Origin of the sequence: Amycolatopsis nivea, from assembly GCF_004522235.1 — a bacterium.
Lineage (GTDB): Bacteria > Actinomycetota > Actinomycetes > Mycobacteriales > Pseudonocardiaceae > Amycolatopsis > Amycolatopsis nivea.
On record NZ_SDLT01000004.1, the window covers coordinates 17,386 to 31,487 of the forward strand.

Sequence of the window (14,102 nt, forward strand, 5' to 3'; positions counted from 1 at the left end):
CTCAGGGCAGTTCGGGCCAGGTCAGCACCGTGGAACCCCAGGTCAGCCCGGCTCCGAACGCGGTGAGCAGCACCCGGTGGCCCGGCGTCAGCGTCCCGTCGGCGACCGCGTCCGCGAGCGCCAGCGGGATCGACGCCGCGCTGGTGTTGCCGACCCGCTCGATGTTCGACACCACCGCGTCCGCGGGCATGCCGAGCTGTTTCGCGGTCGCCTGGAGGATGCGGATGTTCGCCTGGTGCCCGACGAACCGGTCGACGTCGCCGACCATCCAGCCGGCCTCTTCCAGCACCGCGCGCGAGGATTCCGCCATCCGCGCGCACGCCTGCCGGAACACGGCCGTGCCCTGCATGACCATGAACCGGTCCTTCGGGTTCTCCGGCACCCGCTGCGCCGCACCGCCCGCCTCGACCCACAGCAGCTTGGCCAGTTCGCCCTCGCTGTGCAGATCGAACGGGCCGAGCGCGCCGCGTTCGCCGGGCTCGCCCGCGCGCAGCAGCACCGCGCCGCCGCCGTCGCCGAAGATCGGCACCGTGGTGCGGTCGTCCGGGTCGACCAGCGAGGTGAAGACGTCCGCGCCGATCACCAGCACCCGCTCGGCCATCCCGCCCGCGATGAAGCCGGCGGCGGTGGCGAGCGCGTAGATGAAGCCGCTGCACACCGCGTTGACGTCGAGGGCCAGCACCGTGCCGAGGCCGAGCCGGGCCGCCACCTGCGGAGCGGTGGCGGGGCACAGCTGGTCGGCGGTGGAGGTGGCCAGCACGACGGCGTCCGCGTGCCCGTCCGGGCCGAGCGCCGCCCGCCCCGCCTCCTCGGCGAGATCCACTGTGGACTGGCCGGGGGCGACGCGGCGGCGCTCGCGGATCCCGGTGCGGGTGCGGATCCACTCGTCGCTGGTGTCCAGGCGGGCCGAGATCTCGTCGTTCGTCACCACGTGCTCGGGCAGCGCGCCGCCGATCCCGGCGACGACTGCGGCACGGTGGCGCGACCGGACAGCGCTCATGGCGGAACCTCCCAGACCGGCTTGTTGGCGGACGTCGCCGGTTGCCTCCCTTGTATGGCCTACCCCTGGGTAGACCGGTCAGTTGTGTTCCACGTCACTAAGAGACCTCTTCCACATTCGCTCGATAGGAGGTATTGCGACCAGCGTCTCGGCGGCGTGATAAACCCGAGGCTTTTTGTCGGTCCGCCCGGTTAGCCTGAAGTGTGCGCACTCCCGACCTGGACCAGCTTGACCTCGCCATCCTCTCCTGCCTGCAGACCGACGCCCGCACGATCGCCGAGGTCATCGGGTCCAAAGTCGGCCTGTCCGCCGCGGCCGTGCAGCGGCGGATCAAGCGGCTGCGCGAAGCCGGAGTGATCGAGAAGGAGGTCGCGGTGCTGTCCCCGGCCGCGCTCGGACTGGACATGACGTTCGTCGTCATGGTCGAGATGGAACGCGAGAGCCTGGCGGTGCTCGACGGCTTCCGCGCCCAGGTCCTCGCCGACGACTGCGTGCAGCAGTGCTACTACGTCACCGGCACCGCGGACTTCGTCCTCGTGGTCACCTGCCCGGACATGGCGGCGTTCGAGAATTTCGCGCGGCGGATGTTCTTCGACAACCCCAACGTCCGGCATTTCACCACGAGCGTGGCCATGGACCGGGTCAAAGTGGGCCTCACGCTGCCGCTTTCCTGACCTGCGCGGAAACGCAAGGGTTCTGTGTCCGGCGTTACGCGTTCGCGGCCTGATGCAACCGATCGCGTGAACGTCGGCGGAACGACGTCATGTGCTCCCGAGTCGATCATCTCCCTGCCGACCAGTTCGCGAGGCGCGAACGACCGGAGGACTCCAGGAGCAGCCGTGCACACCACCGACGCCGTACACCAGACCCAGTTCGTACTGCTGAACGAGAGCACTACGCCGGTGCTGTCCCGCCTCTCCTTCCACGTGGCGGAGCCCTACGCGGTCACCGTGGCGTTCCGGACCGAGCGGGGCCGGTGGATCGAGTGGACGTTCGCCCGCGACCTGCTCGTGACCGGGCTGGACGAGCCGACCGGGATCGGCGACGTGCGGATCCGGCCCGACCTGTCCGAGGACGAGGCCTTGCTGACGCTGGAAATCGAGTCGCCCGACGGCTACGCGTCGTTCGAGCTGGAGCGCGCCGACCTCGAGGCGTTCCTCGAATCCTCCTACGAGCTGGTGCCGCTCGGAGCCGAGAGCGAGCACTTCGACATCGACGGGCTGATCGAGGAGATCAGCAACGTCTGACCGAAGACCTGCCGATCCCGCGGCAATGCGGACAAGGGCGGTTCGAGTGCGCTGGAGGCACTCGAGCCGCCCTTGTCGCGTTTGGACTCAGCCGCGGACGAGCGTCGTGCCGGTCGCCGACAGCGCGACGTTCACCGGGTAGTAGTAGCTGTTGACGGTGTCGCCGCCGGAAACCATGCCCTGTGCCTGGTTTCCGCTGATGAACGAACCGCCGGAGTCGCCGTGGTCGGACCGGGCGTTGGTGAGCACCATGCCGGTCACGGTGCCTTCCTGGTAGCGCACGGTCTGGTTCTTGGCGCGGATCGTGCCGCAGGTCCAGCCGGTGGTGGAACCGGACTTGCACACCGAAGCGCCGACGGCGGCCTCAGTGGAACCGGCGACGCGGGTGCCGTTGTTGATCTGGCCGACCGGGGTCCAGTTGCTGTTGACCCGCGCGGCCGCGTAGTCCGCGCCGGGGAAGCGGTAGGTGGTGAACTGGCCCATCGCGACCCGGTTGTAGCCGGACAGCGCGCCGCCGCCGGTGAGTGCGGCGCAGTGGCCCGCGGTCAGGAAGCCGCCGTTCACCGAGAATCCGACGGAGCAGCGGGACGAGCTGCCGATGTAATACGCATCCCCGCCGAGGACGTTGTAGTGCGCCTTGGGCACTGCCGAGGTCTCCGTCACGGTCACCGCTGAACTGTCCACACCGGACTGACGGACGAACTGCTCCGCCGCGCCGCGCTGTCCCTTGAGGACAGTCAGGCTGATCCGGTTGCTCGCGGTGTCGATGCCCCAGCCGGTCACCGACTTCGGTGCCGCCTTCTCGTGGGCGTTGAGCGTCTGCACGGTCGAGTCGAGCTGCCGGGCGCTGAACCGGACCACCTGTGCCTCGGCGCCGGCCGCGCGCACCTGGTCGACCAGCGCCGCGTCGGTCACCGAGACCACGGCTTTGCCGGTCGACGCGTTGAAGCTCGTGCCGCTGAAGCGTTCGCCGAGAGACTTCTCCAGTGCCGCGCCGACCTTGTTCGCGGCCTCCTCGTTCGCGAGCCGGGCAAGTGCCTGGCCGTGGGTGAGGCCGAGGTCGCGCTGCATCGCCGGGACCATGTCGGGGTTGAGCGGAGCGGCGCTGGCGGCCGGGACGCCGGCGAAGATCGCCGTCACCGCCGCGGCAGCGGTTGCGGCGCCGAGGAATCTGATGGCTTTCATGCTTCTCCCTCGCGTTCGGTTCCCCCCGGCCTCGAAGGGTGCGGCGGTGGTCCAATCCACTGCAATAAGGGGGCGCGAGAATAGGTAGCGGAGCAATCCTTAAGTAGGGACTTGTGCGACTACCGAGCGTTCGCCGCGGCAGCGGGCGTCCGTGGGTTGTTCCGCTGAACCGGCGAACTCCACGAGGTTTCGCACTCTTTGTGACCGCGCGCCGGGTTTTCTTCTGCCATTTGGTTACCGTGCGGAGGCAGACGTGTGAGGAGCGTGCGCATACTCCCGTCGAGAGTCGGTTTACCCCGCCCCGCGCACTGCTTAAGCTCCGGGCGAAACGGACAAGATGCTCGCTGGGGAGGTCGTGATGTGGCCGGCCGTTCCGACGGTGGTGTCCGTGCGTCCGCGTCCGGCGGCTTTCGCCGGACGGGACCGCGAACTCGCCGCCGTCGCCGAAGTTCTCGGACACCGACCCGCCGCGGTGCTGGTGGAGGGCGCGCCGGGAATGGGCAAAACCCGGCTGCTCGCCGAACTCGCCGCGCGCCCGGAGTTTTCCCGCGTCCGCGTGCTGCGCGGCGCGTGCCCGCGACTGGCCGAGCCGTTTCCCTACGGTCCAGTGCTGGAAGCGTTGCGCTCCGCCGGGGATCGGCTCGGACCGCTGAGCCCGGTTGCCGGTGCGCTGCAACCACTTCTGCCAGAACTCGCCGACGTCCTGCCACCCGCGCCGGAACCGCTGCCGGACGCCAGCGCCGGGCGGCATCGCGTGTTCCGCGCGTTCCGGGAACTGCTGATCGCCTGCGGTCCGACCGTCTTGCTCATCGACGATCTGCATCGCGCCGACCCGGGAACCGGCGACCTGCTGCGCTTCCTTGCCGTCGACTGGCCGCCGGAACTAGGCGTGGTCGCCACTTGCCGCGCTGGGAACTCTCGCGTTCGCACCGCGCCAGAAGTACACAGCGCGCAGGTGACGCTCGGTCCGTTGGATGCCGCGGCGGTCACCGCGATGGCTTGCGACCTCCTGGGGTTGCCCCGGATCAGCGCCGAGTTCGCCGCGAAGCTGCACGAGTACACGGCCGGGATTCCTTTTGTCGCTGAAGAAACTCTCCGCGCGTTGCGGGGCGTTGAACTGACTGAGTCGGCGTTGGATCGGCTGGAAGTTCCTGCCGCGCTTCAGGAATCGGTGTCCAGGCAGCTGTCCGCGCTGCCTAGGGCCGCAGTCCAGCGCACCAAAGCCGCCGCCGTGCTCAACATGCCCGCAGAGTTGTCGGTGCTGAACGAACTGGCCGGGTTGGCCGAGAACGAGAGCGCGTTGTCGGACGGGCTGTTGGACGAGGTCGACGACAATCGCTACGGCTTCAGACATCCGTTCGCGCGCAAAGCCGTGTACGATGGTCTCAGCGCGTCCGAGCGGAAATTGTTGCACACCAAGGCAATGCACCTTCCTGGTCAACCGTTGTCGCTGCACGCCGCCCATGCGCAGGCCGCCGGACGCGTCGAGGAATGGCAGTACTACGCGGAACAAGCGGCTGACGAAGCGATCGCGCACGGCGATACCGCACGCGCCATCGATCTGCTGCAGGCGATCGTCGCGAAGGCCGACGAGGACGCGGTCGGCCGGTTGGCGAAGAAACTCAGCGATGTGTCGCTGCGTGTCTTCCGCCCCGATGTCCATCTGACACTGGAAAAGGTGCTCGAAGACCGGCCGCTGCCGCCAGCCGTGCACGGGACGATCCGGCTCGCGCTGGGCATGCTGCTGGTCCGCGTCGCTGGACGGCTGGAGCAGGGGCGCGCGGCGGTGGAACGCGCCGTCGCCGAGCTGGCGGACCGGCCGGAACTGGCCGCGCGCGGGATCAACCTGCTCGCGCTGCCGTTCGACGGGCTCACCCCGCTGTCCTGGCACGAGCAGTGGATGCGCCGCGCCCGGGAAGTCCACTCCGGACTGACCGACCCCGAGCTGCGGCTCGCGCTCACCGGCGACCGGATCGCGACCGCCGCGCACATCGGCGACGGTTCGGCGTGGGCGGAGTTTCAGGCGATGCCGGACACCGCGCCGAGCGTTGCCGAGCGCGTCCAGCTGGCCCGGCTGTGGTGCAATCTCGCCGACGCGCAATCGTGGTCGGGCCACCTCGACCGGACCGAAAAGCTGGTCGCCGAAGGCCTGCGCCGGGCTTCCGAAGCCGGTGCGCTGTACCCGAAAGGCCTGATCGAAGGCACCGAAGTACGGCTTGCCTGGTTCCGCGGCAATTGGGACGGCCTAGCCGAGGCGACCGAAGACGTCCGTACCCGGCACCCGGCGCTGGGCGCGATCGTCATGGAGACGTCGCTGGTGCTGGGCGGGCTGGCCGCGGTGCGCGGCGAGTTCGCGGCAGCGCGAAGACACTTGGCCGACGCCTCGGCACACCGTCCGGGCGAAGGCCCTATCCCCGTTGTGTTGTGCGCGGCTTCGGTGTTGATCGGCGTGCACCTGTCGACCGACGACGTCGCCGCGGCCTGCGAAGCCGCCGATGTAGCTGTCGACGCCGCACGTCGCAAAGGCGTGTGGGTCTGGGCAGCGTCGCTCGTCCCAGCCGCCGCGGAGGCGTACACGCGCGCAGACCGTTGGCATGACGCCGACGCTTTCGTCGAAGAGTTCGCGCGCGGCATCGAAGACCGCGACGCACCCCTCGCCACTGCCGCCCTGCACGCTGGCCGCGCCGTCCTGACAAACGCCCGCGCGAAACACCTAGCGGCCGCGACGCTCTTCGACACCGCAGCCGACGCGTACGCAGAGCTGCCGATGCCGTACCTCGCCACCGGCATGCGTGAACGCGCGGCGCGCTGTCGTCTCGAAGCAGGACAGAGCGGTGCGACAGCTGCGCTCAGTCAGGCCGCAGCTGCGTACGTACAGCTAGGTGCCACGCGCGACGCTGGCCGCTGTCATCACGTGCTTCGCGAACACGGTGCTTGGGCACCGTCACAGCGCGGCCGTCGCGGTTACGGTCGTGAGCTGTCGCCGCGAGAGCGCGAAGTCGCCGAGATGCTCGCGGAAGGCCGGACAAACCGTCAGATCGCCGACGGACTGTTCCTGTCTCCGCGCACGGTGGAGCAGCACGTCGCGAAGGTGCTTCGCAAGCTAGGCGCGCGAAGCCGCACGGACGTCGCGAGGAAACTGCCGTCACCGGAAACCGCGCGGTAACGAGCACACCGTCCTACCGTGTGCACGTGGCTGATAAACCAGTGCCTGCCTGGCGGCGGGCGACCAAAGGCGAAACCCGGTGGCCCGCGGCGGCCGTCGTCATCGGAACCCTCGCCCTGCAGCTCGCCTTGCCCGACGAGATGGTGCTGCACCCATGGTGGCTGCTGCCCTCGCTGACCGCGGTGCTGATCATCGCGCTGCTGTTGCTGAACCCCGGTCGGCTCACCGAGTTCAACATCGTCGAGCGCATGGTCGCACTGACCGCGCTCGCCGTCGTCAGCGTGCTCAACGGCGCGTCCGCGGTGCAGCTGGTGATCGGGATCGCACAGGGCGCGCAACGCGGGCACGCGGTGCAGGTGCTGATCAGCGGCGTGGTCATCTACTGGACCAACATCGTCGTCTTCTCGCTCTGGTACTGGGAGTTCGACCGCGGCGGCCCGGCCCGGCGCGCGGCGGGCCGGGCGGACTTCCCCGACCTGCAGTTTCCGCAGATGAGCGACCCGTCGATGGCGAAGGCCGAATGGGAACCGCGGTACCTGGACTACCTCTACACGTCGTTCACCAACGCCACCGCGTTCAGCCCGACCGACGTCATGCCGCTGCGGATCTGGGCGAAAATGACCATGATGGTCCAGGCCGGGATCTCGCTGCTGCTCGCGTTGATGGTGTTCGCCTGGGCGGTCAACGGCCTCCAAGGCTGAAACCCGCTGGCCTCGCCCGCGTCCGAGAGGTATATCTCCGGCCATGGAGCTTCCCGAACCGCCGTACTACGCGGTGATCTTCACGTCCCGGCGCACCGACGGCGACCGCGGCTACGCCGAGCGCGCCGCCGCTATGGCCGAACTCGCCGCGAAACAGCCCGGCTACCTCGGTATCAACTCCGTCCGCGACGAGTCCGGGCTCGGCATCACCGTGTCGTACTGGCAGGACGAGGAATCCATCGCCGGATGGCGCACCAACCTGGAGCACACCGAAACCCGCAACCAGGGCCGCGCCGAGTGGTATCGCGAGTTCGACGTCCAGGTCTCCCGGGTCGAACGCGCCTACCGCTTCGAACGTCCGTGAAGGAGCCCCTGAGGGAATCGGATTCCCTCAGGGGCCTTGCTTTTTACTGACGGGTCATGGTGAAGCTCTGGCCGTCCGAGCCGATCGCGCCGGGGGTCCAGGTCGCGCTGCCGCCGTCGTCCGCGTTGAGGCCCTGCGGGCTGGTGTCGGCGAGGTTCTTGCCGTCGAACTTGACGCCGTCGAACTTCACGCCGCCGTTGATCGCCGGGTACGAATCGGACGGCGATTCGATGATCGCCTCCGCCGACGAGTGCTTCGCGTTCAACGACTGCGTGGTCGTCTTCGTCCAGCCCTGGGTGTCGTTCTTCAGGTCGAGTTTGTAGCTGTTGTTGCTGCGCGTGACCGTCGCGGTGATGTGGTCGCCCGCCTTCACCGGCGCCTCGCTCGCCGAGTAGTAAACCGGTGCGGCCGGGTACATTTCGTACCACGCCTGGTATTGCGGGCTGCCGCTGGAGCAGTCGGTCGCGACGCCGGTCTGCTCCACAGAGGACGATCCGTCGCCGTCGATGCCGACCCACGGCGCGAACAGGTCGTTGCTGGAATTGCAGGTCGCCGCCGGTTCGGTCCAGCCCGCGGTCGCGGTCGTGAAACTGCCGAAACTGACGTAGCCGCCCCAGTTTCCGCCGGAGTAGTGGTTTCCGTGGAAGTGCTTGCCGAACGTCACGGGCCCGGCTCCCGCGCCTGCCACGAGGGTCGCGGCCGCGAACGCGCCGACCGCCAGCAATCCGAGGGGACGACGGAAAGATCGTGAACTCATGGGCATCCAATCTGGTCACGGGAGTGCCTGCGCGTACCAGTGTTGAATTTCGCTCGCCCGGGTTGGTAGCTACTTTCGAAGGGTATTCACATCTCGGGAAATCTTCACCAAATGTCCCGATTCTCCTTTGTATACACGGAAGTCCGTGCCCGCCCGCCTGGGGAGGCAGCGGGCCGGCACGGACTCCTTCCGAAGTGGACTATCGCGCCGTACGGGCGTGCGCGGCGTCCACGAACTGGGTGGTGTACGTCTTGGACAAATCGATCTTGTCCTTTTTGGGCTTCACGTTGCTGGAAGACGCACCCAGCACCTTCAGCACGTTCTGCGCGCCGGACGGGTCCATCCGGCCGTCCTTGGTGAACATCGGCAGACTGTCCTTGAGCGACTTGATGTACAACGCCTTGTCTCCGCCCGCGAACGACGGCGGCATCAGATCCGCCACCTGTTCCGCGGTGTGCGTGGAAAGCCACTTCAGCGAATTCACATACGCGTTGGCGAGTTTCTGCACGACGTCCGGATAGCGTTTCACGATTTCGCAGCTCATGTACAGCGAACTCGCCGGATAAAGCCCGCCCAGCGCCGCGCGCGTGCCTTCCGGCGTGCGCATGTCGTAGAGCACCTTGGCCTGTCCGGTGTTGGTCAGCTGCGCGATGGTCGGGTCGGTGGTCATGCCCGCGTCGATCGAACCTTGTTGCATGGCAGAGATAAACGTCTGCCCTGCCCCGACCTTCACCGGCGTGTAGTCCTTGCTGCCGACGCCGCCGCGGCTGGCGAGCGCCTTGGTGAGGAAGTCGGTCGACGACCCCAGCGACGTCACGCCGAGATTCTTTCCGCGGAAGTCCGCGCCGGACTTGATGTGCCCGGCTTTCGGGGTCGCGACCATTTCCGCTTCCCCCGGCACATTCGCGAACTGCACCACGCTGGTGATGCATTGGTCCTTGGCCTGCAGGTCGATCGTGTGGTCGTAGAACCCGACCACGCCCTGCACTTCCCCGGCCAGCAGCGAGGTTTCCGCGTTGGCCCCGGACGGCTGGTCGAACAGTTCGACGTCAAGGCCCTGCTTCTGGTACTCGCCAAGCTGCTTCGCGAGCTGCCCCGGCAGATAGATCACTTTGGACAGTCCGCCGACCATGATCTTGATGTGCGGCCGTCCGCCGTTGCCGAGGTCGATCTCCCGGGAATCCCGGCAGGCGCTCACCCCGGCCACGGTCACCAGCGCGACCGCCGCGACCGCGAGTGTCCTTTTCAGCCGCATGTCAGATCCCCTGGCTCGCCTGGGCCGAAACCTGCGGACGCCAGCGCAGCAGTTTGCGCTCGGCCGAACTGATCAGCCATTCCGCGAACAACGCGACGACCATGATCACGATCATCCCGGCGTAAACCCCGGCGGTGTCGAACGTGCCCTGCGCGTTGGCGATCAGGAAGCCCATGCCCGCCTTGGCACCGGTGTACTCACCGACGACCGCACCGATCAGCGCGAAACCGAACGCGACGTGCAGCGACGAAAGAATCCACGACGTCGCACTGGGCAGCACGATCGACTGCAGCACCTGCCAGCGCGTCGCACCGAGAATGCGGGCGTTGTCGATCAGATTCCGGTCCACCTCGCGGGCACCGGTGAAGGCGTTGAAGAACACCGCGAAGAACACGAGCACGAACACCGTCGCGACCTTCGAGGACAGTCCGAGTCCGAACCAGATCACGAACAGCGCGGCGAGCACGATACGCGGCATCGCGTTGGCTGCCTTGATGAACGGGGCCAGCACCTCGGCGAGATACGCGCTGCGGCCGAGAATGACGCCGCAGATCACGCCCGCGACCGCGCCGAGCACGAACCCGATCACGGCTTCCTCGACGGTCACCAGGATCTGGTACCAAATGGTCCCGAAATCGGTCCCGGTCGTGAACCATTCGGTGAGCCGTTCCCAGATCTTCGACGGCATCGAATAGAAGAACGGGTCGATCCAGAACCGGCCCGCGATCTCCCACAGTCCAAGCCACGCAACGAGAATCGCCAGCCGCAGCAGCCAGACGTTGCGTCGGCGCGCGGCGGTGCGCGTCTTCTGCCGCGCAATAATGCTCGCCTCGTCCTCGATCCGCGGGTTCGGGTTGGACGGGCCGACAGTCAGATCAAGCGACACCGGTCGCTCCCTTCTGGCGGGCCTTGTCGACCTCGCCGCGCAGCGATTCCCAGATGTCGGAGTAGAGCTTGCGGAATTCCTCGGTCAGCCGCAGGTCTTCCACCTTGCGCGGCCGCTCGAGCGGAATCTCGAAGACGTCCTTGACCGTCGCCGGGCTGGTGGTCAGCACGACCACCTTGTCCGCCAACGCGATCGCCTCGTCGAGGTCGTGCGTCACGAAGATCACCGCGGCTCCGGTACCGGACCACAGCCGGAGCAACTCGTCCTGCATCAACGCGCGAGTCTGGACGTCGAGCGCGGAGAACGGCTCGTCCATCAGCAGGATTTTCGGCTCGGTGACCAGCGTCTGCGCCAACGCGACGCGCTTGCGCATCCCGCCGGAAAGCTGGTGCGGGTAATACTTCTCGAACCCGGCCAGCCCGACGCGGCCGATCCAGTCGGCGGCTTTCTTCCGAGCGTCCTCTTTGGACGCACCGCGGAACCGCGGCCCGGACGCGACGTTGTCCAGCACCGAACGCCACGGCATCACCGCGTCGGTCTGGAACATGTAGCCGACGCCGTCCGGAATGGACTTCACGTCGGAGCCGTGCACGACGACCCGGCCCGCCGACGGCGGCTGCAACCCGGAGACCAGGGACAACGTGGTGGATTTACCGCACCCGGTCGGCCCGACCACGGCGACGAACTCCCCCGGTTCGACGGTCATGGTCAGCTCGCGGACAGCGGTGTGGACAGAACCTGATCCGCTCGGGAACCTTTTGGTGGCGCCGATCAGTTCGATGAGTGGGGCCATCGAGGTGACTCCTTCGTCACGGTGGGGACTCGCTCGAGGCAGGTTAAGTTCGGGTTTCGCGGCGGAGAAGCTTGTCGACGTTCTGCGTGCGCTCTGCGCGTTCTCCACGTTTTGCTCGTTTAGCGCACAGCGCTGAGCTGGGGGTATGTTCCCTGGCATGCCGAAGTGGGCGCTCTTTCCGCGGATGCGGTTCACCCGTCAGGTGCTGCTGTTGCAGATCGGCGTGGTGGTCCTCGTCGTGGGCCTCGGCGTCGCGCTGGTCAGCTCGCTCCTGCGATCGACGCTGTCGAGACAATACGGCGAACGCGCGCTGGCGATCGCGAAGTCGGTGGCCGCCGACCCCGTGGTGGTCGCGGGGGCGGCCGCACGGCAGCGCGGCGGGCCGCTCGAGGAACGCGTGCAAGCGGTCACCAAGGCGACCGACGTGTTGTTCGTGGTCATCACCGATGACCACGCGATCCGGCTCGCGCATCCGACCCCGCGCGAGATCGGCCAGCGGGTGAGCACGTCGGCGGAGGAAGCGCTCGCGGGCAAGGACGTCGTCAGCGCCGTCCAACTGGGCACGCTGGGAGTGTCGGTGCGCAGCAAGACCCCGATCAAGCAGGGCTCCCGGGTCGTCGGGGAGGTAAGCGTCGGTTTCGACATCACCGAATTGACCGGTGCGTTCAACGACCTTCTTTCCCTGACCCTGGTCTTCGGTGGAGGAGCACTGCTGCTCGGCGCGGGTGCGTCCGCCCTGCTCAACCGCCGTCTGCGCCGCGTCACCCACGGCCTCGAACCCCACGAACTGACCGAACTGCTCTACGAACACGAAGCCGTCCTGCACGGCATCGGCGAAGGCGTGCTGGCCGTCGACGCGGAACACCGGGTGACCGTCCGCAACGATGAAGCCGAACGCCTCCTCGGCACCCCGCTCCCGGTCGGTGCACCGCTGGAGGACCTGGACCTGTCCCCGCGAGTGCACAAAGCCGTTGCCGAAGGACGGCCCGTGGACAACCTCCTGGCGGTAGCCGGAAACCGGGTCCTGGTGATCAATTCCCGTGCCGTGCAACGGGATGAACGCGCGCTGGGCACCGTCCTGACCTTCCGCGACCGCACCGACCTCGACACCCTCACCCGAGAACTCGACGGCATCCGCTCGCTGTCCGACGGCCTCCGCGCGCAACGGCACGAGTTCGCGAACCGCCTGCACACTCTGTCCGGGCTGCTGCAGCTAGGCCACCACACCGAAGCCGAGGAGTACCTGCAAACCCTCACCGAGACCACCGCCTCGCGCGCGGAACCGCTCGACGACCGGGTGACCGATCCGTACCTGCAAGCCCTGCTGGTCGCGAAAACCGAGCAGGCACAGGAAAAAGGCATGGAACTTCGGCTGGCCGACGACGCCTGGGTCCCCGCCTCGGTGACCGACCCGATCGCCGCGGGAACCGTGATCGGCAACCTGGTCGACAACGCCCTGCACGCCGCCCGCATGGGCCCGCGCCGCCCCGCGTGGGTCGAGGTCGGCCTGCTCGCCGATGGCTCCACTTTGCACGTGTCCGTTGTGGACAGCGGGCCGGGCATCGACGATGCGTTAAGGGACAAGCTTTTCGACGAGGGAGTGTCCACAAAGCTCAGTCCCGGACACGGCCTCGGACTGGCCTTGGCCCGCCAAGCCGCCCGAGCCCGCGACGGCGACGTATGGCTCGCCGACCCCGGCGGCGCGACGACCGGCGCGTTGTTCGTCGCCAAACTTCCCGGCCTGCTGGACCGACCCGAGGAGACCGACGCATGATCCGCACCCTGATCGTGGACGACGATTTCCGCGTCGCCGGCGTGCACGCGGGATTCGTGTCGGAGGTACCGGGATTCACCGTCGCCGGGGTCGCGCACACCGCCGCCGAAGCCCGCGCCCGCGTGCGCGAACTCGCCCCGGACCTGGTGCTGCTGGACGTCTACCTGCCGGACGAGCCCGGCCTTTCCGTCCTGCCCGACCTGAAAACGGACACCATCGTGCTGTCCGCGGCCACCGACGCCGCGTCCATCTCCGCCGCGATCCGCGCAGGGGCGCTGAACTACCTGATCAAACCGTTCACGACCCGGCAATTGTCGGAACGGCTCACCTCGTACGCCCGCTACCGCGGCCTGGTCACGACCGAACGCCCACTGTCCCAAGACGACGTCGACCGCGCCTTCCGAGCCCTCCACGACCAGGACCGCGCGGCGACGCCAAAGGGCCAGTCAAGCGCGACGGCCCGCCTGGTGTCAGAGCGACTGCGCGGTTCGCCGACCCCGCTCTCGGCCGCCGAAGTAGCCCGCGAACTCGGCATGGCCCGTGCCACCGCGCAGCGCTATTTGACGGCGCTGGCAGAGTCGGGAGCAGTGGAAATGCGCCTTCGCTACGGCGCGACCGGACGCCCAGAACACGAATACGACTGGATCGGCTGACCCCCGACGCCCCGCGGCTGCCCTCGCAACCAACGCACGCCTGCCGACCGTCGAGGGGCCGCGGCTGACCCCGGCGGGTCCGCAAGTCAGCTGCGAATCAGCTGACCGGACAACCGCAGCCAGCCCGCTTGCCGACCTCGGCCCACCCGACAACCACAGCCAACCCGCTGCTGGTCTCGACTCACCCGGCAACCGCAGCCAGCCCGCTCGCCAACCTCACCCCGCCCAGCAACCACAACCAACCCGCTCGCCGACCTCAGCCACCCGACAACCGCAGCCAGCCCGCTTCCTGATCTCGGCTCACCTGGCAACCGCAGTCAA

At 67.9% G+C, this 14,102-nt stretch carries 13 protein-coding genes and 1 pseudogene; 8 read left to right on the plus strand and 6 right to left on the minus strand.

Going from position 1 to position 14,102, the window contains the following annotated elements; translation table 11 throughout:
• Position 1 precedes the first annotated feature (1 nt).
• Positions 2-1,000: a beta-ketoacyl-ACP synthase III gene (locus tag EIZ44_RS05860; protein ID WP_134727924.1), complete on the minus strand. Its 999-nt coding sequence runs from the start codon at positions 998-1,000 to the stop codon at positions 2-4.
• A 203-nt stretch (positions 1,001-1,203) separates the two neighbouring features.
• On the opposite strand from EIZ44_RS05860, the gene EIZ44_RS05865 reads away from it, so the two are divergent.
• Together EIZ44_RS05865 and EIZ44_RS05870 are read left to right on the plus strand one after the other, a co-directional pair.
• Positions 1,204-1,674 carry an Lrp/AsnC family transcriptional regulator gene (locus tag EIZ44_RS05865; protein ID WP_009085935.1) on the plus strand — a complete coding sequence of 157 codons (471 nt, stop codon included), beginning with the start codon at positions 1,204-1,206 and terminating at the stop codon, positions 1,672-1,674.
• 165 nt (positions 1,675-1,839) lie between these two features.
• The gene (locus EIZ44_RS05870; RefSeq protein ID WP_043837742.1) at positions 1,840-2,247 is read left to right on the plus strand and encodes an SsgA family sporulation/cell division regulator; all 408 of its coding nucleotides are present in this window, start codon (positions 1,840-1,842) and stop codon (positions 2,245-2,247) included.
• Between the two features lie 87 nt (positions 2,248-2,334).
• Here EIZ44_RS05870 and EIZ44_RS05875 read toward each other — a convergent pair whose 3' ends face one another.
• On the minus strand, positions 2,335-3,432 hold the full coding sequence (locus tag EIZ44_RS05875; RefSeq protein ID WP_134727925.1) for a S1 family peptidase: 1,098 nt from the start codon (positions 3,430-3,432) through the stop codon (positions 2,335-2,337).
• Between the two features lie 358 nt (positions 3,433-3,790).
• Here EIZ44_RS05875 and EIZ44_RS46235 point away from each other — a divergent pair.
• The 4 genes and pseudogenes from EIZ44_RS46235 to EIZ44_RS05890 all read left to right on the plus strand — a co-directional run.
• Positions 3,791-4,285, plus strand: a pseudogene (locus tag EIZ44_RS46235) (ATP-binding protein); the annotation flags it as partial.
• Positions 4,286-6,220: 1,935 nt separating this feature from the next.
• A complete protein-coding gene (locus EIZ44_RS46240; protein ID WP_370318178.1) occupies positions 6,221-6,598 on the plus strand; it encodes a helix-turn-helix domain-containing protein in 378 nt (125 codons plus the stop codon).
• Between the two features lie 26 nt (positions 6,599-6,624).
• Entirely contained in the window at positions 6,625-7,299 is a 675-nt protein-coding gene (locus EIZ44_RS05885; RefSeq protein WP_106961501.1) for a DUF1345 domain-containing protein, read from the plus strand.
• A 43-nt stretch (positions 7,300-7,342) separates the two neighbouring features.
• Positions 7,343-7,663 (plus strand): antibiotic biosynthesis monooxygenase family protein, encoded by a 321-nt coding sequence (locus EIZ44_RS05890; RefSeq protein WP_134727927.1) that lies wholly within the window; start codon positions 7,343-7,345, stop codon positions 7,661-7,663.
• Positions 7,664-7,706: 43 nt separating this feature from the next.
• Here the strand turns inward: EIZ44_RS05890 and EIZ44_RS05895 are convergent, their stop codons facing one another.
• From EIZ44_RS05895 to EIZ44_RS05910, 4 genes are all read right to left on the minus strand, one after another.
• Complete coding sequence (locus EIZ44_RS05895) at positions 7,707-8,420, minus strand: G1 family glutamic endopeptidase (protein WP_043837749.1); 714 nt, start codon at positions 8,418-8,420, stop codon at positions 7,707-7,709.
• A gap of 199 nt (positions 8,421-8,619) precedes the next feature.
• Entirely contained in the window at positions 8,620-9,675 is a 1,056-nt protein-coding gene (locus tag EIZ44_RS05900) for an ABC transporter substrate-binding protein (protein ID WP_134727928.1), read from the minus strand.
• Between the two features lies 1 nt (position 9,676).
• Entirely contained in the window at positions 9,677-10,516 is an 840-nt protein-coding gene (locus EIZ44_RS05905; RefSeq protein ID WP_439098586.1) for an ABC transporter permease, read from the minus strand.
• 34 nt (positions 10,517-10,550) lie between these two features.
• Positions 10,551-11,354, minus strand: coding sequence for an ABC transporter ATP-binding protein (locus EIZ44_RS05910; protein WP_037807196.1), 804 nt, complete (start codon positions 11,352-11,354; stop codon positions 10,551-10,553).
• Positions 11,355-11,538: 184 nt separating this feature from the next.
• Between EIZ44_RS05910 and EIZ44_RS05915 the strand changes: the two genes are divergently transcribed.
• Entirely contained in the window at positions 11,539-13,128 is a 1,590-nt protein-coding gene (locus EIZ44_RS05915) for a sensor histidine kinase (RefSeq protein ID WP_134728053.1), read from the plus strand.
• On the plus strand, positions 13,125-13,781 hold the full coding sequence (locus EIZ44_RS05920) for a response regulator (RefSeq protein ID WP_043837751.1): 657 nt from the start codon (positions 13,125-13,127) through the stop codon (positions 13,779-13,781). The genes EIZ44_RS05915 and EIZ44_RS05920 overlap by 4 nt, the downstream gene beginning before the upstream one ends.
• Positions 13,782-14,102: the final 321 nt, after the last annotated feature.

What these genes read in the sequence shown, in the direction of transcription:
- EIZ44_RS05890 (WP_134727927.1), top strand. Translation starts at nt 7,343, where the DNA reads ATGGAGCTTCCCGAACCGCCGTACTACGCGGTGATCTTCACGTCCCGG.
- EIZ44_RS05900 (WP_134727928.1), bottom strand. Translation starts at nt 9,675, where the DNA reads ATGCGGCTGAAAAGGACACTCGCGGTCGCGGCGGTCGCGCTGGTGACC.
- EIZ44_RS05915 (WP_134728053.1), top strand. Translation starts at nt 11,539, where the DNA reads ATGCGGTTCACCCGTCAGGTGCTGCTGTTGCAGATCGGCGTGGTGGTC.
- EIZ44_RS05860 (WP_134727924.1), bottom strand. Translation starts at nt 1,000, where the DNA reads ATGAGCGCTGTCCGGTCGCGCCACCGTGCCGCAGTCGTCGCCGGGATC.
- EIZ44_RS05910 (WP_037807196.1), bottom strand. Translation starts at nt 11,354, where the DNA reads ATGGCCCCACTCATCGAACTGATCGGCGCCACCAAAAGGTTCCCGAGC.
- EIZ44_RS46240 (WP_370318178.1), top strand. Translation starts at nt 6,221, where the DNA reads ATGCGTGAACGCGCGGCGCGCTGTCGTCTCGAAGCAGGACAGAGCGGT.
- EIZ44_RS05875 (WP_134727925.1), bottom strand. Translation starts at nt 3,432, where the DNA reads ATGAAAGCCATCAGATTCCTCGGCGCCGCAACCGCTGCCGCGGCGGTG.
- EIZ44_RS05920 (WP_043837751.1), top strand. Translation starts at nt 13,125, where the DNA reads ATGATCCGCACCCTGATCGTGGACGACGATTTCCGCGTCGCCGGCGTG.
- EIZ44_RS05895 (WP_043837749.1), bottom strand. Translation starts at nt 8,420, where the DNA reads ATGAGTTCACGATCTTTCCGTCGTCCCCTCGGATTGCTGGCGGTCGGC.